Genomic DNA, 20,170 nt, shown 5'->3' on the forward strand with positions numbered 1-20,170 from the left:
TGTTCTCTTTACGGCCCCCTAACATCCATCGGCGTCCTACCCCCCCCCAAAACCACGACAACGGAGAGCATCCCGCCCGTGCCGACTTCGGCGCGGGCGGTTTGTCGTGCGCTCACGTTCGTTCACGTTCGTTCGTGTTCCTTGTGTATGCAGGGAAAACATGATGTAAAAGTGGCATCTTGACGTGCCCATTGTTAGCGATAACACTCAGGTGGTGACTGACATGACGATCGACCACGACGCGTGTGTGGTGGGTGTCGACTTCGGCACGCTGTCCGGCCGCGCCGTGGTCGTGCGCGTCCGCGACGGTGCGGAGCTGGGCACCGCGGTGCACGAGTACCGCCACGGTGTGGTGGACCAGGTTCTGCCCAAGACCGGCGCGCCGCTGCCGCCGGAGTGGGCACTGCAGGTCCCGGCCGACTACCTCGACGTCCTGCGCACCGCCGTCCCGCAGGCGGTCGAGGCGGCCGGGATCTCCGCGGCCCAGGTGATCGGCATCGGGACGGACTTCACCGCCTGCACGATGGTTCCGGTGAAGGCCGACGGGACGCCGCTGTGCGACCTGCCGGAGTTCGCGGACAACCCGCACGCCTACGTGAAGCTCTGGCGCCACCACGCGGCCCAGGCGCAGGCCGACCGGATCAACGAGCTGGCGCACCGCCGCAAGGAGCCGTGGATCGCGCGCTACGGCGGGCTCATCTCGTCGGAGTGGGAGTTCGCCAAGGGCCTGCAGGTGCTGGAGGAAGCGCCCGAGGTCTACGAGGCGATGGACCACTGGGTCGAGGCCGCCGACTGGATCATCTGGCAGCTGTGCGGCACCTACACCCGCAACGCCTGCACCGCCGGCTACAAGGGCATCCACCAGGACGGCCAGTACCCGAGCGACAACTTCCTCGCCGAGCTCAACCCGGCGTTCTCCGGTTTCGTCACCGACAAGCTCGACCACCCGCTGTCCGCGCTGGGTGACCGCGCCGGGTCGCTCACGGCGCAGGCCGCGGCGTGGACCGGTCTGCCGGAAGGCATCGCGGTCGCGGTCGGCAACGTCGACGCGCACGTGACCGCGCCGGCCGCGCAGGCGGTCGAGCCCGGCCAGATGGTCGCGATCATGGGCACCTCCACGTGCCACGTGATGAGCGGCGACGTGCTGCGCGAGGTGCCGGGCATGTGCGGCGTGGTCGACGGCGGCATCGTGCCGGGCCTGTGGGGTTACGAGGCCGGGCAGAGCGGCGTCGGCGACATCTTCGCGTGGTTCCTGCGCAACCAGGTTCCGCCCGCCTACCACGAGCAGGCGCGCGAGCGCGGCATCACCGTGCACGAGCTGCTGTCCGAGCTGGCGGCGCAGCAGCAGGTCGGCGAGCACGGGCTCATCGCCCTGGACTGGCACAGCGGCAACAGGTCCGTGCTGGTCGACCACGAGCTGTCCGGCGTGATCGTCGGCCAGACGCTCGCCACCAAGGCCGAGGACGTCTACCGCGCGCTGCTGGAGGCGACGGCGTTCGGCACGCGGGTCATCATCGACACCTTCACCGACGCGGGTGTGCCGGTGCGGGAGCTGGTGATCGCGGGCGGCCTGGTGAAGAACAAGCTGCTCATGCAGATCTACTCCGACGTGGTGAACCTGCCGCTGTCGGTGATCGGCTCCGAGCAGGGACCGGCGCTCGGTTCCGCGATGCACGCGGCGGTGGCCGCCGGTGCGTACTCCGACATCCGCGCGGCCGCGGCCGCCATGGGTTCGGTGCGGCGCGACGTCTTCACGCCGGTGCCGGAGAACGTCGAGGCCTACGAACGGTTGTTCCTCGACTACCTCGAGCTGCACGACTACTTCGGCCGCGGTGCCAACGATGTCATGCACCGCCTGCGTCAGTACCGCCGCGACGCCCTGGAGGGGAAGAGCTGATGTCCGCCACGGCAGAACTGCGCCGCACGGTCGCCGAGCTGCACCGCGAGCTGACCCGCTACGAGCTGGTGATCTGGACCGCGGGCAACGTGTCCGCCCGCGTGCCGGACCAGGACCTGATGGTGATCAAGCCGTCCGGTGTCTCCTACGACGACCTGGGGCCGGAGGCGATGGTCGTCACCGACCTGCACGGCAACCTGGTCGAGGGCGAGCTGGCACCGTCGTCCGACACGGCCGCGCACGCGTATGTGTACCGCCACATGCCCGAGGTCGGCGGTGTCGTGCACACGCATTCCCCTTACGCGACAGCGTGGGCCGCACGCGGTGAGCCCATCCCGTGCGTCCTGACGATGATCGCGGACGAGTTCGGCGGTGACATCCCGGTCGGGCCGTTCGCGTTGATCGGCGACGACTCGATCGGCAGGGGAATCGTGGAAACGTTGCGGGGCAGCAGGTCTCCCGCCGTGCTGATGCGCAACCACGGCCCGTTCACCGTCGGCGCCACGGCACGCGCCGCGGTGAAGGCCGCGGTGATGCTCGAGGACGTCGCGCGCACCGTCCACTTCGCACACCAGCTCGGCAAGCCGGACATGATCGACCAGCAGGACGTCGACCGGCTCTACGAGCGCTACCAGAACGTCTACGGCCAGTGAGCCCAGAAGGAGAGCAGCACATGCCGGACAAGCCCCAGATCTGGTTCCTCACCGGCAGCCAGCACCTCTACGGCCCCGAGACGCTCGACCAGGTCGCCGCGCAGTCGCAGCAGATCCAGCGGATGCTGAGCGACTCGGGGCGGATCAGCGCGGAGATCGTGTGGAAGCCGGTGCTGACCGACTCCGCCGCCATCCGCGCGATCATGCAGGAGGCCAACAACGACCCGACGTGCGTCGGTGTGATCGCGTGGATGCACACCTTCTCCCCGGCGAAGATGTGGATCACCGGTCTGGACCTGCTGCGCAAACCGCTGCTGCACCTGCACACGCAGCTGAACGAGGCGCTGCCGTGGTCCACGATCGACATGGACTTCATGAACCTCAACCAGGCCGCGCACGGCGACCGCGAGTTCGCCTACGTGCAGACCAGGATCGGGGTGGCGCGCAAGACCGTTGCCGGTCACGCGAGTGATCCCGTGGTGGCACAGCGGATCGACGGCTGGGCCCGCGCCGCCGCCGGGTTCGCGCACCTGCGTTCGCTGCGGCTGGCCAGGTTCGGCGACAACATGCGCGACGTCGCGGTGACCGAGGGCGACAAGGTCGAGGCCGAGCTGCGGTTCGGCGTCTCGGTGAACACCTACGGCGTCAACGACCTCGTCGCCGTCGTGGACGAGGTGCCGGACGCGGACATCGACCTGCTCGTGGCCGACTACGCCGAGGCCTACCGGCTGGCACCGGAGCTGGCGCGCGGGGCGGAGCGGCACGAGTCGCTGCGCTACGCCGCCCGCATCGAGATCGGCCTGCGGTCCTTTTTGGACGACGGCGGGTTCGGCGCGTTCACCACGAACTTCCAGGACCTCGGCGGGCTGCGGCAGCTGCCCGGCCTCGCCGTGCAGCGGTTGATGGCCGACGGCTACGGCTTCGGCGGCGAGGGCGACTGGAAGACCTCGGCCCTGCTCGCGGCGGTCAAGGCCATGGGCACCGGCACCGGCCGCGGCACGTCGTTCATGGAGGACTACACCTACCACTTCGGGCCGGGTGAGCCGAAGATCCTCGGCGCGCACATGCTGGAGGTGTGCCCGACGATCGCCGAGGCACAGCCGTCGTGCGAGATCCACCCGCTCGGCATCGGCGACCGGGAGGACCCCGTTCGACTGGTGTTCGACGCGGCGACCGGTCCCGCCGTGGTGATCGGTCTCGCCGACATGGGCGACCGGTTCCGCTTGGTGGCCAACGAGGTCACGGTCGTCGCGCCGGACGAGCCGCTGCCGAAGCTGCCCGTCGCACGGGCGGTCTGGCAGCCCGCGCCGTCGCTGTCGACGTCAGCGGAGTGCTGGCTCACCGCGGGAGGTCCGCACCACACCGTGATGACCCAGGCGGTCGGCTCGGAGGTGCTGCGGGACTTCGCGCAGATGGCGTCCACCGAGCTCGTGCTGATCGACGCGGACACGACGCCCTGGTCGTTCGCCGACAGGTTGCGCTGGAACCAGGCCTATCACCGCCTGGCGCTGGGGATCAACTGACGCGCGTGGAACTCGGCGATCTGTCGCCACATCGCGACGGGGTTGGAGTACATCGGCAGATGCCCGCTGTGCGGGATCTCGGCGAGCTCCACCCCGTTCGCGTCCAGCACGGGCAAGCAGGACAGACCGGCGCACTGTTCGCCGTAGAGGTACATCCGCGGACAGGGCAGTGACAGGAACTTCCCCATGAGGTTGCCGCGGTCGGCCAGTTCCACCATCGAGCGGAACATGCCGGCCACGGCACCGCGCTGGATCTTGTGCGGCAGGTTCGCCGCGTACATGCCACTGCCGTAGTGGGGCGCGTTGCGCGTGTGCTCGGCGGCCTTGAGGAAGAACTCCGCGGGATCGGGCTGGGCCAGCGCCTGTCTGCTCAGCACGCAGTCCTCCGGCCCCAGCACGCCCTTGATGTTCACGAAGCTGAGCACCCGGCCCGGTTCCTGGTGCGCCAGCATCAGCGCCGCGAGCGCGCCCGTCGAATGCGCGACGACGTGGAACCTGCCGATGCCCGTGCGTTCGAGCACCGCGCGTGCGGTGTGCACGAGGAACGGGATGTCGACCGCTGCTGGATCGGTGCAGTCGGTGACACCGGCACCGGGCATGTCGTAGGCGAGGAACGGACGCCCGGCGAAGTCGTGCCGCTGGGCGATGTCGAGGTAGTCCTCCTTGCTCGTGCCGAAGCCGTGCAGGAAGACGATCGGGGCGTCCACACCACCCCTGTGCACTGCCGCTACCTGGAGATTCACGCCCTGGACGCGCAGCGGTAGGCGCTCGTGGACGACTCTGTCTGCCGATGGCATGGCTGTTCCCCGGTTCTTCGCAGGTGCGCACTGCGGAATGAGCAAAGAGCATGCCATTGGCTGTGAACGCTCACAAGTGGTTGAACCCTTTGCGATTGCTGTCCGTATCCCGCTGTGCCGGCACAAAACGTCCACCAACTCGTGAGGTTTCGAACATGTCGAGTGCGCATGCACAGCCGAAGCGGAAGAAGCGGTTGCTGGTTGCCGGAGTCGCCGTGGCCGCCACCCTGTCCGCGGCGACCGCGGCCGCCGCCTTCGCGGCAGGTGGGGACAACGAGAACCAGTCGATCGCCTGCCCGCAGCCGGTCATCGGCGCGGTACCGGCCAAGGCGCAGGCCGAGGTGCAGCGCGAACTGGCCAACCTGGACAAGCAGATCGCCGAGGCCAACAACCGGTTGCGCACCTCCAAGGGGGAGGGCGGGGCGAACTTCGTCCAGAACGCGATTCTGGGTCCGTTGAAGGACAAGCGGGTCGCGGCGCTGAACCGCATCGAGACCGCGATCGGCCGCGTCGCCGAGAAGCCGGAGGGTCTGGAGAGGTTCGCGACCTGCGGCCTCGGCAAGGCGCCCGCCGTGCCTGCCGCCGCCCCCGCGAAGGGCAACAACGGCAACAAGGGCAATAACGGCAACAACAACGCCGGATCGGGCAACAACGCGGCCGGCAAGACCATCGCCTGCCCGCAGCCGGTCATCGGCGAGGTGCCGGCCAAGGCGCAGGCCGAGGTGGACCGCGAGCTCGCGAACCTCGACAAGCAGCTGGCCGAGGCGAACAACCGGTTGCGCACGTCGGAGGGTCAGGGCGGGCCGAACTTCGTGCAGAACGCGATCCTCGGGCCGCTGGCCGGAAAGCGCGCGTCCGCACTGGACCGGATCGCGATCGCCATCGGCCGCGTGGGCACGAAGCCCCAGGGCCTCGAACGCTTCGCCACCTGCTCGCTCAAGTAACTCTTCCTCGGGGTTCGAGCGGTGCCGGGCCCGTCTCCTCGGGGGCGAGCGCTTCGGGAGAGGACCTGCCGGACGGGCGCGCCACCGTCCGGCAGGACCTTGACGCAGTATGTGGTCCTCTGTAGATGTTAGCGTGAACATTGCGCGTTCAACGGAGAACCGATGAGACTTCTTGCCCTGCTAGCCGCTTCGGCGCTCACCCTCACGACCGCGGTCCCTGCCTCAGCCGCGGTCGAGTCAGTCACGGTGAAACCGGATCCGACCTACCAGCAAGAGCCGTTCCAGGGCTGGGGCACGAGCCTGGTGTGGTTCGCGAACGCCACGGGCGGTTACCCGGACGAGATCCGCAACCAGTTGGCGGAGCTGCTGTTCGGTGAGGACGGACTCAACCTCAACATCGCCCGCTACAACATCGGTGGCGGCAACGCGCCGGACGTCCCGCAGTACCTGCGTGCGGGAGCCGCGGTCCCCGGTTGGTGGAAAGCGCCTTCCGGCACCAAGCGCACGGACACCGACTGGTGGAAGCCCGGCGACCCGCGCTACTTCGACGCCGCGGCGGACCCGCGCCAGCGGTGGTGGGTCGACAGGATCAAGTCCCAGGTGACCCGCTGGGAGGCGTTCAGCAACTCGCCACCGTGGTTCCAGACGGTGAGCGGGTACGTCTCCGGTGGTTTCGACGCGAACTCCGACCAGCTGCGGGAGGACCGGATCGGCGACTTCGCCGCCTACCTGGCCCAGACGACCGCGGAGCTGGAACGCGCGCACGGCATCAAGTTCGCCACCGTGGACCCGTTCAACGAGCCCAACACCTCGTACTGGCGCACCACGCTCGGCCCGGACGGCAACCCGACGGGCGGACGCCAGGAAGGTGCCCACATGGGACCGGCCCTGCAGTCGAAGGTCGTGCCCGCGATGGCGGACGCGTTGCGCGCCAAGCACCTGAAGGCCGTCGTGTCGGCTCCGGACGAGACCAACCCCGGCACGTTCGCGAACGACTGGGCGGGCTACTCGGCGTCGGCACGCGAAAAGCTCGGCCAGCTGAACGTCCACACCTACGGCACGGACCGCCGCACGACCGCGCGTGACATCGCCAAGGGCGCGGGCAAGCCGTTGTGGATGAGCGAGGTCGACGGGCACTGGGGCTCCGGCCAGTCGTTCACCAGCATGGACCCCGGCCTCGGCATCGCGGAGCGCGTGATCGACGACCTGCGCGAGCTCGAACCGCGGGCGTGGCTGCTGTGGCAGGCCATTGAGGACTACAACAACATGACGCCCGGCGGCGAGTCGGAGAAGGGCATGAACTGGGGTGTGGTCCAGATCCCGTTCAACTGCGGTGCGAACGACACGCTCGCGACCTGCCCGGCGCGCGTCAACACGAAGTTCCACACGCTGCGCAACTTCACCCACTACGTCAAGCCGGGCGACCGCCTGGTGAAGGTCAACACCACGACCGACGTGGCCGCGGTGCGCAACACCGAGCTGAAGTCGGTGGTGCACCTGAACAAGTCGACGCAGGCGCAGTCCGTGACGCTGGACCTGTCGGGCTTCGGCTCCGTCCGTCCGAACGCCACCGTGCGGCCGATCGTCACCGACGAGCAGGGCGCGCTGGTGAAGGGCGCGGCGGTGCGGGTGAAGGACCGCAAGGCGACGCTGTCGGTGCCCGCGCGGTCGGTCACCACGTTCGAGGTCTCCGGGGTCAGCGGCGTGAACCGCGCGTCCGCGCTGGGCGGCACGTACCGGCTCACCGGTGTGCAGAGCGGCAAGTCCCTGGCGCCGTCGGGCACCTCGCTCGTGCAGCGCACCACCGACCCGAACGCGGCGGACCAGGTGTGGCGAGTGGAGCGCCGTAGCGGCGGTTACGACAGCCGCGCGCAGTTCTCCGTGGTCAACGCCTCGACCGGTCAGCGCATCGCCGCGGTGTCCGGAGACGCGGTGCTGACGTCCGCCGACAGCCCGGCCGCGCGGTGGGTGCTGTCCTCGACCGGCGACGGAACGTGGACGTTCGTCAACGCACAAACGGGGACCCTGCTCGACGTGAACGGCGAGTCGCGTGAGGACGGAGCCAGGATTGGCTTGTACCAAGCCACTTCCGGCCCCAACCAGCGCTGGTCCGCCGTTCCGAGCAAATAGTCCACTCCGAACGGTCGATTGAATCCCAACGACCGACCTCTAGTGTTGTTGATGTTTAAACGACAATAGGGGTAGTGGTGGCGCGCAAGAACTTGCTCGTGGTCTTGGTCCTGCTCACCGGAGCGTGCACGGCACAACCGCCGGCACCCGCGCCGACCACACGCACGCCCTGGAAACCGCCCTCGCTGATCAACCAGGAGGGGCCGGCCCAGGGCGTGCTGCAGTTCGTGCGGGACGTGATCGACGCCCGCACGGTCGAACTCGCCGACGGCACCAGGGTGCGCGTCGCCCAGCTGGCACCACCGGCGGCCTGCTGGGCGGCGAGCGCGCTGGACTTCGCGCGCACCACGCTGCTCGCGAGCACCGTCCGGATCACCACGTTCCTGTCCGGCGAGGTGAACCTGGTGCTGGAGGACGGCACCGACTACGCGTTGCTGGCCGTGCAGCGCGGGATCCTGCGGTCGCAGGGCGTCGACGGCGGGCCGCTGATGGCCGCCGAGAGCGAGGCCGCCGCCGCCAACGCCGGGCTGTGGGGCCCGCCCTGTGAAGGCCTCGACCTCTCACAGCCTTCACCGCAGACGCCTCAGCTGCCGCCGCACCAGCCGGACCAGCCGGCGCAGAACCAGCCGGCACCGAACCCGCCCGCACCCGGTGGCACGACACCACCTCCCCGTCCGGCTCCCACGACCACCCAGCCCCGGCCGGCACCGACGACCACGAGCCCTCGCCCGCCCGCGCGCGTTTGCGCGGTCGCGTACCGGGTCACCAACGAGTGGCCGGGCGGGTTCCAGGTGAACATGACCGTGCGCAACGTCGGTGGATCGACGATCAACGGATGGACGGTGCGGTGGACGTTCCCCGACGGGCAGTCCATCCGGGAGATGTGGAACGCGACGCCGCGCCAGTACGGGGCCACCGTCGACGCGAGCAACGCCTCCTACAACGGGCAGATCACTCCCGGTGGATCGGTGACCGTCGGCTTCAACGGCAACATGTCGTGGGGCAACGGGGCGCCGGGCGCGTTCACGCTCAACGGTCAGTCCTGCACGGTGGAGTGATCAGGCGCTCTCCCGCACCACGAGCCTCGACGGGTAGAACGTCGCCCGCTGCACCCGCCCGCGGTCGAGCACGGCCCGCGCCGCCGCCTCGGCGATGTCCTCCACCGGATGCGTCGACGTCGTGAGCGCAGGCCGGCTCAGGCCGGCGAAGGCGATGTCGTCGAACCCGGCCACCGCCACGTCGCCGGGCACCTGGACGCCCAGCGCGTGCAACCCGTCCAGGACACCCAACGCCGTGAGGTCGCTCAACGCGAACACCGCGTCGGTGTCGGGCCACCGCGCCATGATCTCGACGGCGGCTTCGGCGCCGCGGGCCGCGGTGAAGTTGCCCGGCACGACCCTCACCTCGCCCCCACATGAGTGCATCACGCGCCGGTAGGCCTCGACGGCGCGGTCGCCGCACGGCAGCCAGGACGGGCCCGTGACCATCGCGATGTGACGGCGGCCGGTGGTCACGAGGTGGCGGACCACGCCGTCGGTGCCGGTGCGGTTGTCCACGTCGAACGACGGCACGTCCGGGGTGCCGACGCCGATCGCGGCGACCCGTCCGCGCAGTGAGCGCGGGACGGTGTCGAGGGCCGGGCGGGTCGGGTTGACCACCACCAGGCCGCCCAGGCCGCGGGTCTCGGCCAGGCGGGCGAGTGAACCGGGGTCGTTCAGGGGTAACCAGTGCAGGGACACGCCGACCTCGCGCGCGGCGGCCACGTGTGCGGCCGTGGTCAGGACGCGGCCCACGTAGGGATCGCCCAGCACGGCGGCGGTGTGGCCGATCACGGCGATGGCCAGTCGTGTGCCCGTTCGGGTCACGAGGGCGCGGGCGGCGGCGTCCGGCACGTAGCCGAGCTCGGCCACGGCTGCCGCAACTCGGGCGCGCGTCTGGGGTGAGGCCGGGCCGTGGCCGGTGACCACGCGTGAGGCGGTCGCACGGGACACGCCTGCGGCCCGTGCCACGTCGTCGAGTGTCGCTCCCGTCATCTCAGCAGTATTGCGGTGGAAGCGCTTCCATGTATGTACTCGAGAGATCGGGAAGGGGAACGGATGACGGTCACAGCGCCGCGCGGGCAGGTCCGCGCCGCCGCAGCGGGAGTCGGGGTCACCTTCGGGCTCAACGGTGTCGCCGTGGCGACGTGGTTCGCCCGCGTGCCCGTCGCCCGCGACGCGCTCGGGTTGTCGGCCGGGGCGCTGGGGCTGTTGCTGTTGTCCACATCCGCGGGCGCGTTCCTCGCGATGCTGACCGCGGGCGAGGTCACGCACCGGCTCGGGCCCAAGCGCACGGTGTACGCGTCGGTCACGGCGGTGTCCGCCGGCCTCGCAGTGGCCGGCTTCGGGATCGGCGCGGTGCCGTCGGTGGCGCTGACGGCGATCGGGATCTTCGTGCTCGGGTACGGGTCGGGCACCTGCGACGTCGCCATGAACGTGGAGGCCGCCGAGGTGGAACGGGTGCTCGGGCGGACCGTCATGCCGCGGTTCCACGCGATGTGGAGCCTGGGCACCGTCGCGGCGGCCGGGCTCGCGTCGCTGGTGGCTTGGGTGACGTTGCCGGTGACGGCGCATTTGGCGGGCGTGGCGGTGGTGGTCGCGGCGGGCACCTTCGTCGCGGCACGCACCTACCGGTTCGCCGGGGAGGCGGAGGAGGGGCACAGCAGCGGGGTGCTGGCCGCGTGGCGGGAACCGCGCACGTTGCTGATCGGGTTGCTGGTGCTGGTGCTGGCGTTCACCGAGGGCACCGCGAACGACTGGGTGGCGGTGGCGTTCGTCGACGGCTACGCGTTCGCCCCCGCGACGGGCGCGGTGGTGTTCGGCGTGTTCGTGACGACCATGACGTGCGGCCGGATCTTCGGCACGATCGCGCTGGACCGCTGGGGGCGCGTGCCCGTGCTGATCGGCACGATGCTGCTGGCCGCCGCCGGGGTGGCGCTGGCGGTCTTCGGCGGGTCGCCGGCCGTGGCGATCGCCGGTGTCGCGGTGTGGGGACTCGGCACCGCGCTGGGCTTCCCGGTCGGCATGAGCGCCGCCGCCGACGATCCGGCACGGGCGGCCGCTCGGGTCAGCGTGGTCGCGGTCATCGGGTACACCGCGTTCCTCGCGGGACCACCGCTGGTCGGCCTGCTCGGCGACCACGTCGGTGTGCTGCGCGCGCTGCTGGTCGTGCCGCTGCTGTTGCTGCCGGCCCTCGCCCTCGTGCCCGCGATGCGCGAACCGCGCGGCTGAGTCCGACGTCCTTCGACTCGAGAATCCGCGAAGGGCTGTTCGATACCGTGATCGGCAGCTGTCAGTCCCTGCGGCCTGGAGGTCATGAACGTGCAGCGCGTCGGCCTTACCTCTCTCGATGGTGTGCGGCTCGATGCCGCACTTCACCGCGCACCGGACAACTCGCGCGGGACCGTCGTCCTGGCGCACGGCATCACCGTCGACCTGGACGAGGGCGGGATGTTCGTGCGGCTCGCCGAGCAGTTGGCGGTCAACGGCTTCGACGCGCTCAGATTCAGCTACCGCGGTCATGGCGAGAGTGGCGGCACCCAGGCAGGTGTCACGATCGCCGGCGAGGTGCTCGACCTCCAGGCCGCGGTCGAGCACGCCCGGCAAGAGCTGCCGGGTCCGCTGTCGATCATCGCGGCCAGCTTCGGCGCGGTGTCCACGGCGGTGTCGCTGCCATGGCTCGGAGGCGATGTCGAGCGTGTCGTCTTCTGGAACCCGGTCCTCGACCTCCGGCGGACCTTTGTCGAGCCAGAGCTGCCGTGGGGCATCGACAACTTCAACCGTGATCAGCAGAAGTTCTTACAGGAAAACGGCTTCCTCCTGATCGACGGTGAGTACCGTCTCGGTCGTGTCATGTTCGACGAGTTCAGCAGGTACCAACCGGCAGAGGACTTCGTCCGTGACTCTCGTCCGGCCTTGATGGTTCACGGCGACCAGGACAGCTACGTCTCCTACGACATCGCTCGCGATGCCGCGGCCGCCCGCGTGAACTGCGACTTTCACACGATCGTGGGCTCGGATCACGGGTTCGACTCGCGTGAGCGCGAGGACGAGGCGATCAAGGTGACCGTCGACTGGCTGGTCCGCGGGAAGCTGGTCGAGGCGTGAACATCGAGTCTCTCTACGCCCCGGTCACGATCGGCACGACCTCCGTAGTGGGGGCGCACTGCACGCTCGGCTATCCGAAGGAAGCTCGGATCCGTGAGGAGCAGAAACTTCCCGGCTCGCAGCGGTTCGGTGCTCGCGTGGTCGTCGGTGAGCGATGCCAGCTCGCGAACCAAGTCGTGCTTCACGAGGGCGTGAACATCGGTGACGACTGCGTGCTCGAGGATCGCGTCCGTGTCGGCTACGACAGCACGGTCGGTGCCGGAACGCGGATCGTCTATGGCGCGTTCGTCTGCGATCGCGTCACGATCGGCGCGAATGCTGTCGTGGCCGGGTTCATCTGCGACGGCACCCGCATCGGTGATCGCTCGACCGTGATGGGCGAGCTGGTGCACGAGTACACGCGCCACACCAGGACTGGTGGGAGGTCGACGAGAAGCCGCCGATCATCGAGGCCGACACGGTGGTCGGGTTCGGAGCTCGCGTAGTAGGGGGAGTCCGGATCGGTCCGCGCAGTTACGTTGCCGCGGGCGCTGTTGTCACGAAGGACGTGCCCGCTGAGCACGTCGTGACCGGTGTGAACCTGCAGACGCCGGCGGAGTGCTGGTCAGGTGAGCGCCTGCAGGGTCTGATCGAGCATTGGCGAGCGCAGGCCAGCAGAAAGCCCTAGGGGGCGACGAAGGCCGTGCCCTCGGTGTCGCTGCCGGTCTCGTCCTTCGGGCGTTGACGCACGAGTGGTGGTTCGAAGGCCAGCGCGGCGAGCTGTTTGGGAAAGCGGGCCCGCAGGTCTGCTCTCGGGTGGTCGATGTACAGCGCGGGCAGGAACTCGTCCACCGGCACGATCGCATGCTCCAGCTCGGCGGCCAGCAGCAGTTCGAGTGCCTTTCTGGTCACCACGTAGCCGAACGTGCAGTGGCTGTAGCCGGGCACCACGAAACCAGGAAGCGCGTCGTGATCGGGTTCGAGCGGGAATCGCCCGAGGTAGAGAAGGCCGAAGTAGCGCTTGCGCCGGGCAAGGTCCTGGAGGCCGTTGAGGAGCTCGGCGAGGAAGTTGTCCGGCAGTACGGCGTCGTCCTCCAGGACGACCGTGTAGGGCTCGGTGCCGTGTAGGGAGGCGTCGCGCCAGCACGCGAGGTGGGCGAGTGTGCACCCGATCTCGCCGTACTTCAGCGGCCTGTTCCACCACTCGTTGTCCGACTCGATCTGCCACGGGAACAGCTTGTAACCCGACGTGTCGAGGTCGGCCTGAGTGAGCTTCTGGCCGTCGAACAGGTCAGCCCAGTCGGACGTGAAGGTGACATGCAGCCCGGGAGAAAGCGAGCGCTGTATCCAGGCACGGCGATCTTGACGGCGCGGAAGGTTGATGACGTAGCAGCGCAGGTCTGCAGGAGTGATCATGACGAGGCGCGGACCGTCGCCGGGTAGCGGCTGGTGTTGTCAACGATGGCGGTGAAGGGCTTGTTCGCGGCACGGGCCAGCACCAGCAGAGGCTCAGCGGTGCTCAGATCGGTCACATCGACCAGACCGCCCACGCGGCGTGTTTCGATGACCAGCACGAAGTCGTCGTGGCCCACCAGGTTCGTCATGTAGCCGGCGCTGCGCAATCCGCGGTCTGGTTCCAGCAGGCAGCGGGCCGCTCCGAGCACACCGAGCGTGAGGCAGCCGCCGAACAGGAACACCGTCGTGCCGTTGCCGAGTGTGAGACGAGTGAGAACTGCGAGGTCCTGCAACAGTTCCTGTCTAGCGGTCCAGTGCGGACTGATCGTCAGCCCGAGCTCCGGCACAACGAGGGGGTCGTCTTCGCCGAGCGGGTGCGGCTCGAAGTGGAACGGCAGCATCGGAAGGAACTCTCGGAACTTGGCGTTCCAGGGCGGGCCGCCGACCACGCAGAGCACGTCGGCTTGCGTGTCGTAGTACTCCGACGGTGCGAAGTCACGGACGACGACATCCGGGCTCAGCTGGGCGAACCGGGTGCGGAGATAGATCAGCGTGTCGAGGTCTGCGAACTTCGCGTAGCGCAGGTAGTTGCGATCGGAAGGTTCGGCGTACTCAGGGCGTTCTGCCGCAGGGATCTCGGAGCAGACGATGTCGATACGCGCTCCCGCGGTCAGGCCCCAGAAGTCAGTCAGGTTCGCGACGGCCGGGGCGTCTGCCGGCACGTCAACCTGTCCTGCGCGACCTGCCGGTGTGTAGGTCGCCAGCAGCACGTAGATCAGCGTCTCCAGAGCTTGGTCAGCACGCCTGCGTACCGTCTTCGCCGCGCACCCCAACTTCTGCGCCAGCGATTCCTGCCGCTCGGTCAGCGTGGGGTGCTGATGCTCGGCGTCGAGGTTGAAGTCGACCTCGATGTGGGCGCGCTGATCTGTGGACAACTGCGCCACGCCCCGTTGAAGTACCGCTACGAGATGGCGGGCCTCGTCTGGGGAGCCGGGGAGAGCGCCGCTCGACTCGGCGAGGTGTTCACGAACCTCAGGAGTCAGGGCAGTGAGCACCGAGGTCGGCCGGGCGAGCGCCGCGCCCTTGCGCAGGCGGATCAAGCTCTCCCGCAGAGAGGCTGCGGACAGTGATTGGGCGGACACCACGTGTCCAGGATATGTCCAGGTGACCAGGTCACTGACCAGCAACACGGGTGCTGCGAGGCCTAGTGGATCACCAGCGCTGACGAGATCCTCAATTACGCAGGGCAAGCACCACCTGGTGAGCCTGGAGAAAGGAACCTCGCATGACCGCAATCGCTGTCGGCCTTCGCGATCCCCGCACCTTGCTCTCGCCGGAGGTCTGGGACCGCCTGGTCAAGCTGATCATGCGTGATCACAACATGGACCGCGAGCTGGCCGAGCGCACGTTCGGACAGACCCTGGCCTACCTGGTCACGGCCGCCGAGAACCCCGCAACCCCGATGGGCCCGACGCCGGCCGTCGACCTCGGCGTGCACTCGTTCGTGCTGGACACCCCGCGCTACATCGACTTCTGTCAGCAGTACGCCGGCACCTACCTGCACCACATCCCGCACCTGGCCGAGGAGCGCGACTCGCAGCCCATGGTGTTGCATGGCACGATCCAAGCGATCCGCGCCGCGGGCTTCCCGTTGGACGCGGAGCTGTGGCAGGCCCAGGACGTCGACTGCCACCAGTGCTACGCCTGCTGCCACAACAGCCCCAAGAAATAGCCGAAGCCCGGACCACGAGGAACAACACGAGTGATCACGTCAGCTGTTGCCTGGGAACGGTTCGCCACCAAGGCAAAGCCCCGTCGTGCCGTCAACGCCGCCGGTGCGACGACATGGCTCAACTGGACTCAGTACCCGGACCACGGCCCCGACGAGACGATCCTCGGAGACGTCCGCGGCAAGCGGATCCTGGAACTGGGGTCCGGCTCAGGCTGCAACCTCGCCCACCTCGCGACGCTCGGCGCCCGCTGCACCGGTGTCGACATCGCGCCCTCACGGCAAGCGGCCGCCGAGCAGAGGTGGGGCCGCAGTCCTGAGCTGGAGTTCATCACGCAGGACGTCGTGCACTTCCTGCAGGAGCCTGCGGACGACTTCGACGTGATCATCTCGATCTTCGGAGCTACCTGGTTCACCGATCCCGCGGTGCTCCTGCCGCTCATCCAGAAGCGGCTCGCGCCGGGCGGCATGTTGGTCTTCTCCCACAACGACGAACTCGACGACGGTGCGCAGCCGGACCGTGCGATCAGGAAGTGGAACTTCTCGGGACAGCAGTGGGCCGAGATGCTGTTCATCGCAGGCTTCTCCACCGCGAGTTCAGAGATCATTCCTCCGCCGAATCCTGAACTTCCAGGAACCTTGCTCGTCAGGAGCACGGTTCCGAAGTGACGCACGGACTGCGGTGCTCAGATGATGAACCACCTTGAATCCGAGCTCTCGCCCAGCTGAGCGATACGCCGGTGTACCTCTGCGGCTTGAGGGGTCCCCTGTGCCGACTTCCGAGCGTTCGTGGTGATCATCCTCAGCTCACGCAGGTCCTTGAGGACCTCGTAGCCTGCCCACTCGCGGACGTCTCGTCCATACAGCTGGCAGAACTGCCGGTACTCCTCCGGATCGAACCCGAACCGCCGGGAGTGAACCTCGATCGTCACGAGGTCCCATTCCACAGGGCCGAAGACAGCGCTCTCCCAGTCGCACAGGACTGCTCCCTGAGCGTCGTTGTCCCACAACGTGTTCCGGTGCTGAGGGTCACCGTGGATGAGGCGAGGTCCGCTGGTCTCCACGAACTGCAGACGATCGCACACGTCGTTGAAGAACTCTTCCAGCACAGCCCGTTCGTCGTCAGAGATGATGGTGCTGGCCTCGATCGAGTGCCGGATCATTCCGAGCGCGTCGAGCTTGGGCAACGCAAACGGCACGGTCTTGAGGCTGTGCAAGGACAAGAGCGGTTGTGCGATGTCCGCCGCGGAGACCGCTTGGTCCTGTGGGAGGTACCGCCACAACGTGACCGCGCAGCCTGCCACGTGCATCGGCTGCTCGATGTCAAGCAGGGGAACGGTGGGCACGTCTTGCTCAGCCAGCCAACGCACCAGCTTGACGACGTCATCGGTGTGCTTGATACCGGGGCGCACGACCTTGACGACCACGGGCGCCGTGGTCAGTCGGTACACCGCGTTCGTCTGGTGCCTGAGCAACACCATGCCCGCAGGGCCGAGACCTGCTCGACGGCACGCCTCGCTTGCGACGAGCTTGGTGCGGTCCGGACTGAAGGTGACCTCGGTGAGGTGCGTCAGTTCGCGGCCAGCCACCGCCATCAGGTTTCACTCTTCGGTGCGACGAGCTCACGCAGTTCGCTGACTGCGGGACGTTCCCACCGCTGCGTTGGAATCGCCTGCACCACATCGGTTGCCCGCTTGATGACGATGCGAGTGCGGTGCTCGGCAGGCAGGTCGAGCAGCGTGCCGGCGGCCAGAGTGCAAGCGTCGTCGATGTCGCCATCGATGGCCTCGCCGATCGCCTGATCGAGCCTGATCAGCGCAGGGTCGATGACGAGCGTCGGATCGCTGCTGTAGCGCTCGAGTGCTTCTTGCTGGACGTGGCGAGCACGATCGAACTCGCCGAGGTAGGTGAGCGTGCCGGACAGGTACAACAGCAGCCGCTTGTCGTTGAACTCGAACGCGGCGTCGGTCGAGGGTTCGTCCAGCCTGTCGACGAGGCGCTGTGCCGTGGCCATGGCTCGCTCCGCGCCTTCGGCGTCGCCGAGCCTTGCAAGGGCGCGACCTTCCGCTGCTGCAGCCAGGGCGTTGGCACTGCAAACTGTGTCGGCAGCCAGCGCCTGTGCCTCTTGTGCGAGGGAAACGGTGCGCTGCAATCGCCCGTAGTAGTACGGCAGCATGGCCTCTTGCGCACGGACTTGTGCCCGCAAGCGGCCGTTGGTGGTGTCGTCGGCTGCAAGGCGAGCGGTGCCGTACCAGTAGCTGGCTCGGTTGATCTCTCCGAGCTTCATCAGGGCATCCGCACTCAGCAGGCCGAGCACCGCTGTCGCTGTGGACAGTCGTTCCTGCACCCTCGCGGGCTGTCTTTCCTCCGCGAGCTGCCGCGCCTCGAGGAGATCCGGCATCAGCTCATCGAGGACCTCGGCGGGCGGGGTGTGGGTGTAGCTGTCGATCCGGTCGCCGACCCGTTCCTCGATCAGCTCCAGTCGCTTCATCGAACCGAGTCCCTTCGAGAGCGTCTGGTCGACGAGCAGGCGCGTCTGGTCCAACCGTCCGAGGAGATCATCCTCAGCCGCGGGTCGCGCCGGCCAGATGATCGAGAGCGCGGTGGGTGTTGACGGCGCGGTCTGTTCGAGCAGCTCGTCAAGTTCTGAGAGGGAGAGCCTGAGCGCTTCCGCGAGCTTGATCCGCTGCGCTGCTTGGGGCGTTTGTCCCCTGCGCCAGCGTGAGACAGTCGAGCGGTCCACACCAAGCGCCGCGGCCAACGAATCGATCGTGTAGCCAGTTCGCTTGCACGCTTCCACGAACATGTCGCGTCTGGGGCTCATCGACATACCTTCCCGGTCATCTCCACCCTACGGTAGTCGATTCGTGTTCTTGCAGGTCAAGGGTGATATGCCCACAAAACGCACACGCTCTGCGACGGGTTTGCGCACTTGATGCTCTGTTCGAAGTACCGCCGTTCCGACTTTGCTGGAAATTGCAGGTGACGGTGAATGAACACGAGGGCAGGTGGTGGACGTGACGGTCGCCGTTGTCGTGAACCTGACGCTGCCCCAAGCCAAGGTCCTGGTCAGAGCGGCTGTGATGGTCACCTCGGCGCTGGACTGCAAGGAAGTCAACGCCGCGGAGCAAGGGCTTCTCGCCTTTCGTGCCGCCGTCGGACTGGCCTTGTCGAAGTACTCCGGCAGCGCCGTGGCCGATGAGCCCGCGGTGGCGGCCGAGCAATCACGTCGGGCGAGCTAGGCGAAAGGGGATCGGTGATGGGAAACCTGGTCTTGTTCGCTGAGCTGCGTCAGCGGCTTGACGATCACCTCGACCTCCTGACGCGCGTTGCCGCGGACGGTGATGCGACGTCCACTCTGCCGATCATGAGGCGGGAAGTGCCCGGCTTGGTGGCTGCACTGCGTGAGTTCGTCGACGAACATCTGCCTGATGAGAACGGCTGCTGTCGCAAGTGCCGCAGCGGACCGTTCTGGCGCAGGGTGCCGGCACCCTGCCGAATGCTGATCAAGGTGCACGTCGCGCTCGGAGCAGCGAGCGCGACAACACGGGACCGCACCTGCTGGAGCACTCGGCGTAACACGCGCCACCGGTCCTCTGAGGACTGAGACCTCACACTCTCCGCACCAACGCAAGGAACTCGGCTATGCCAAGAAGGATCTCCACCGCCCGCAGCCGGGAGTTCGGTGACGGGATGCGGGCGGCCATCGCGAACTCCGGGATGAGCGCACGCGAGCTCGCAGATCTGTTCGGCTGGCATGAGGCCAAAGTCTCCGACGCGGTGATGGGCCGAGGAGGTGTCACCCTGCTTGAGGTTGCGCTGATGCTCGGGGCCTGCCGAGTGAACGTGAACGAGCGTGACCGTCTACTCGAACTCTTTCCATCAAGGGACTTGTCGGGCTGGTGGCAGCTGCACGGCAAGTGCATGCCTGTCCGGTCGCGCACAGCCCTCACCAACCTCACCGCAGCTAAAACTGTGATCAGCTGGCACACACACGCGGTACCGGTCCTTCTCCGGACAGCTGAATACATGCAAGCGCTGTTGGTCGCGTCCGCCACGGTGCCGGCTGAAGAGTTGGCGGAGCGGTTGCGTGCGTTGCAGGAGATGCAGCGGGTACTCAGCAACGATCTCGAATGCACCTTCTACATCCACGAATTCGCGCTTGACCTTCAGGTCTACGGGAGAGAAGTGCACATCAGGCAGCTGCAGCATCTCCTGCTCATCGCGAACCGGAAGAAGATCAGGGTTTTGGTCATACCCGCAGCGGCTGGTGCGCACGCGGGTATGGCGGGGCCTTTCACGCTGCTGAGGTTCCCGAAGCATCAGCCGCTGGTGTTGGTGGAGACCGAGAACTCCAGCCTCTTCGTCGAGACGGAGGAGGCCGTCGGGGGCTACGACGAGGTCGTACGCGCGCTCGACAGCGTCAGTCTGGACGACCACGAGTCGATCGACCTGATCGCTCGCCGGTTCGTGCGCCTCCAAGAGACCCGTAGCCGGACAACTGTTGGGCGGGAGGACATCTCCGACATCTTTCCGCCGCTTGGATGAGTAAGCCAGACGAAACCAGAGTTCGCCGTTGTCCCGGGTACGAAGGTAGATCAGGTTATGGCCGGGTGTTGCGGCGGGCGAGTCCCCGCAGGACGGCAGCAAGTCGTCAGACCGCAGGCTCCTCATGCCTGAGGACTTCCGGGCTACGGCCCTTGAACGAGCTGTTGGGCGGAAGCTGGCCGGATGGCGCAACGCGCTTGATCTCAGCCTCACCGAGGCGGGCGGACGTGTGGGTTTCAGCAGCGCCAAGTTGTCCATGATGGAGAACGCGATGCAGCCTTCCGCACCGGTCGGACGTCGGTCGACGGCGAGAGGAAGTCTGGTGAGCGATGAAGGGCTCCTTCATCCACGTGAGGTGGATGAAGGAGCC

The 20,170-nt window shown here is 67.7% G+C and carries 22 protein-coding genes; 15 read left to right on the forward strand and 7 right to left on the reverse strand.

What is annotated here, in order from left to right; all coding sequences use genetic code 11:
• Positions 1-223 precede the first annotated feature (223 nt).
• Genes araB through araA form a run of 3 tightly spaced genes read left to right on the forward strand, consistent with a single transcriptional unit; the run spans position 224 to position 4,073 of the window.
• Positions 224-1,897, forward strand: a complete 1,674-nt coding sequence (gene araB, locus ABZV40_RS43980) for a ribulokinase (RefSeq protein WP_355455834.1) — start codon at positions 224-226, stop codon at positions 1,895-1,897.
• Positions 1,897-2,550, forward strand: a complete 654-nt coding sequence (locus tag ABZV40_RS43985; RefSeq protein ID WP_355455836.1) for an L-ribulose-5-phosphate 4-epimerase — start codon at positions 1,897-1,899, stop codon at positions 2,548-2,550. The genes araB and ABZV40_RS43985 overlap by 1 nt, the downstream gene beginning before the upstream one ends.
• 20 nt (positions 2,551-2,570) lie before the next feature.
• A complete protein-coding gene (gene araA / locus ABZV40_RS43990) occupies positions 2,571-4,073 on the forward strand; it encodes an L-arabinose isomerase (protein WP_355455838.1) in 1,503 nt (500 codons plus the stop codon).
• On the opposite strand, the gene ABZV40_RS43995 is transcribed toward araA, so the two are convergent.
• Entirely contained in the window at positions 4,046-4,780 is a 735-nt protein-coding gene (locus ABZV40_RS43995) for an alpha/beta hydrolase (RefSeq protein WP_355455840.1), read from the reverse strand. The two genes, araA and ABZV40_RS43995, sit on opposite strands and share 28 nt — an antisense overlap.
• A 245-nt stretch (positions 4,781-5,025) precedes the next feature.
• Between ABZV40_RS43995 and ABZV40_RS44000 the strand changes: the two genes are divergently transcribed.
• The 3 genes from ABZV40_RS44000 (at position 5,026) to ABZV40_RS44010 (ending at position 9,002) form a co-directional block, all read left to right on the forward strand.
• Positions 5,026-5,814, forward strand: a complete 789-nt coding sequence (locus tag ABZV40_RS44000; RefSeq protein WP_355455842.1) for a hypothetical protein — start codon at positions 5,026-5,028, stop codon at positions 5,812-5,814.
• Positions 5,815-5,976: 162 nt separating this feature from the next.
• Positions 5,977-7,944, forward strand: a complete 1,968-nt coding sequence (locus tag ABZV40_RS44005; protein ID WP_355455844.1) for an RICIN domain-containing protein — start codon at positions 5,977-5,979, stop codon at positions 7,942-7,944.
• Between the two features lie 77 nt (positions 7,945-8,021).
• Positions 8,022-9,002 carry a cellulose-binding domain-containing protein gene (locus ABZV40_RS44010; protein WP_355455846.1) on the forward strand — a complete coding sequence of 327 codons (981 nt, stop codon included), beginning with the start codon at positions 8,022-8,024 and terminating at the stop codon, positions 9,000-9,002.
• Here the strand turns inward: ABZV40_RS44010 and ABZV40_RS44015 are convergent, their stop codons facing one another.
• The gene (locus ABZV40_RS44015; protein ID WP_355455848.1) at positions 9,003-9,977 is read right to left on the reverse strand and encodes a LacI family DNA-binding transcriptional regulator; all 975 of its coding nucleotides are present in this window, start codon (positions 9,975-9,977) and stop codon (positions 9,003-9,005) included.
• Positions 9,978-10,040: 63 nt separating this feature from the next.
• Here ABZV40_RS44015 and ABZV40_RS44020 point away from each other — a divergent pair, with 63 nt between their 5' ends.
• The 4 genes from ABZV40_RS44020 to ABZV40_RS44035 all read left to right on the forward strand — a co-directional run bounded on the left by ABZV40_RS44020 (position 10,041) and on the right by ABZV40_RS44035 (position 12,756).
• Positions 10,041-11,213 (forward strand): MFS transporter, encoded by a 1,173-nt coding sequence (locus ABZV40_RS44020; protein WP_355455850.1) that lies wholly within the window; start codon positions 10,041-10,043, stop codon positions 11,211-11,213.
• A gap of 84 nt (positions 11,214-11,297) precedes the next feature.
• The gene (locus ABZV40_RS44025) at positions 11,298-12,089 is read left to right on the forward strand and encodes an alpha/beta fold hydrolase (RefSeq protein WP_355455852.1); all 792 of its coding nucleotides are present in this window, start codon (positions 11,298-11,300) and stop codon (positions 12,087-12,089) included.
• Complete coding sequence (locus ABZV40_RS44030) at positions 12,086-12,574, forward strand: DapH/DapD/GlmU-related protein (RefSeq protein ID WP_355455854.1); 489 nt, start codon at positions 12,086-12,088, stop codon at positions 12,572-12,574. The genes ABZV40_RS44025 and ABZV40_RS44030 overlap by 4 nt, the downstream gene beginning before the upstream one ends.
• On the forward strand, positions 12,550-12,756 hold the full coding sequence (locus ABZV40_RS44035) for a hypothetical protein (RefSeq protein ID WP_355455856.1): 207 nt from the start codon (positions 12,550-12,552) through the stop codon (positions 12,754-12,756). Before ABZV40_RS44030 ends, ABZV40_RS44035 begins: the two co-directional genes overlap by 25 nt.
• Here the strand turns inward: ABZV40_RS44035 and ABZV40_RS44040 are convergent.
• Both ABZV40_RS44040 and ABZV40_RS44045 read right to left on the reverse strand, forming a co-directional pair.
• A complete protein-coding gene (locus tag ABZV40_RS44040) occupies positions 12,753-13,484 on the reverse strand; it encodes a glycosyltransferase family 25 protein (protein WP_355455858.1) in 732 nt (243 codons plus the stop codon). The two genes, ABZV40_RS44035 and ABZV40_RS44040, sit on opposite strands and share 4 nt — an antisense overlap.
• Positions 13,481-14,668 carry a hypothetical protein gene (locus tag ABZV40_RS44045; protein ID WP_355455860.1) on the reverse strand — a complete coding sequence of 396 codons (1,188 nt, stop codon included), beginning with the start codon at positions 14,666-14,668 and terminating at the stop codon, positions 13,481-13,483. Before ABZV40_RS44045 ends, ABZV40_RS44040 begins: the two co-directional genes overlap by 4 nt.
• 140 nt (positions 14,669-14,808) lie before the next feature.
• On the opposite strand from ABZV40_RS44045, the gene ABZV40_RS44050 reads away from it, so the two are divergent.
• Positions 14,809-15,255 (forward strand): hypothetical protein, encoded by a 447-nt coding sequence (locus tag ABZV40_RS44050; protein ID WP_355455862.1) that lies wholly within the window; start codon positions 14,809-14,811, stop codon positions 15,253-15,255.
• A gap of 30 nt (positions 15,256-15,285) precedes the next feature.
• Positions 15,286-15,921: a class I SAM-dependent methyltransferase gene (locus ABZV40_RS44055; protein ID WP_355455864.1), complete on the forward strand. Its 636-nt coding sequence runs from the start codon at positions 15,286-15,288 to the stop codon at positions 15,919-15,921.
• 17 nt (positions 15,922-15,938) lie between these two features.
• Here ABZV40_RS44055 and ABZV40_RS44060 read toward each other — a convergent pair whose 3' ends face one another.
• Both ABZV40_RS44060 and ABZV40_RS44065 read right to left on the reverse strand, forming a co-directional pair.
• Complete coding sequence (locus ABZV40_RS44060; protein WP_355455866.1) at positions 15,939-16,841, reverse strand: aminoglycoside phosphotransferase family protein; 903 nt, start codon at positions 16,839-16,841, stop codon at positions 15,939-15,941.
• Between the two features lie 5 nt (positions 16,842-16,846).
• On the reverse strand, positions 16,847-18,076 hold the full coding sequence (locus ABZV40_RS44065; protein WP_355455868.1) for a helix-turn-helix transcriptional regulator: 1,230 nt from the start codon (positions 18,074-18,076) through the stop codon (positions 16,847-16,849).
• Positions 18,077-18,269: 193 nt separating this feature from the next.
• Here ABZV40_RS44065 and ABZV40_RS44070 point away from each other — a divergent pair, with 193 nt between their 5' ends.
• Positions 18,270-18,494 (forward strand): hypothetical protein, encoded by a 225-nt coding sequence (locus tag ABZV40_RS44070; RefSeq protein WP_355455869.1) that lies wholly within the window; start codon positions 18,270-18,272, stop codon positions 18,492-18,494.
• Here ABZV40_RS44070 and ABZV40_RS44075 read toward each other — a convergent pair.
• A complete protein-coding gene (locus tag ABZV40_RS44075) occupies positions 18,491-18,676 on the reverse strand; it encodes a hypothetical protein (protein ID WP_355455871.1) in 186 nt (61 codons plus the stop codon). The genes ABZV40_RS44070 and ABZV40_RS44075 overlap by 4 nt on opposite strands.
• A 221-nt stretch (positions 18,677-18,897) precedes the next feature.
• Between ABZV40_RS44075 and ABZV40_RS44080 the strand changes: the two genes are divergently transcribed.
• Positions 18,898-19,800, forward strand: coding sequence for a DUF5753 domain-containing protein (locus ABZV40_RS44080; RefSeq protein WP_355455873.1), 903 nt, complete (start codon positions 18,898-18,900; stop codon positions 19,798-19,800).
• 124 nt (positions 19,801-19,924) lie between these two features.
• Positions 19,925-20,170 (forward strand): hypothetical protein (locus ABZV40_RS44085; protein ID WP_355455875.1); only part of this gene is annotated, 246 nt, incomplete at its 3' end.

The organism is Lentzea sp. NPDC004782, from assembly GCF_040609115.1.
Classification (GTDB): domain Bacteria; phylum Actinomycetota; class Actinomycetes; order Mycobacteriales; family Pseudonocardiaceae; genus Lentzea.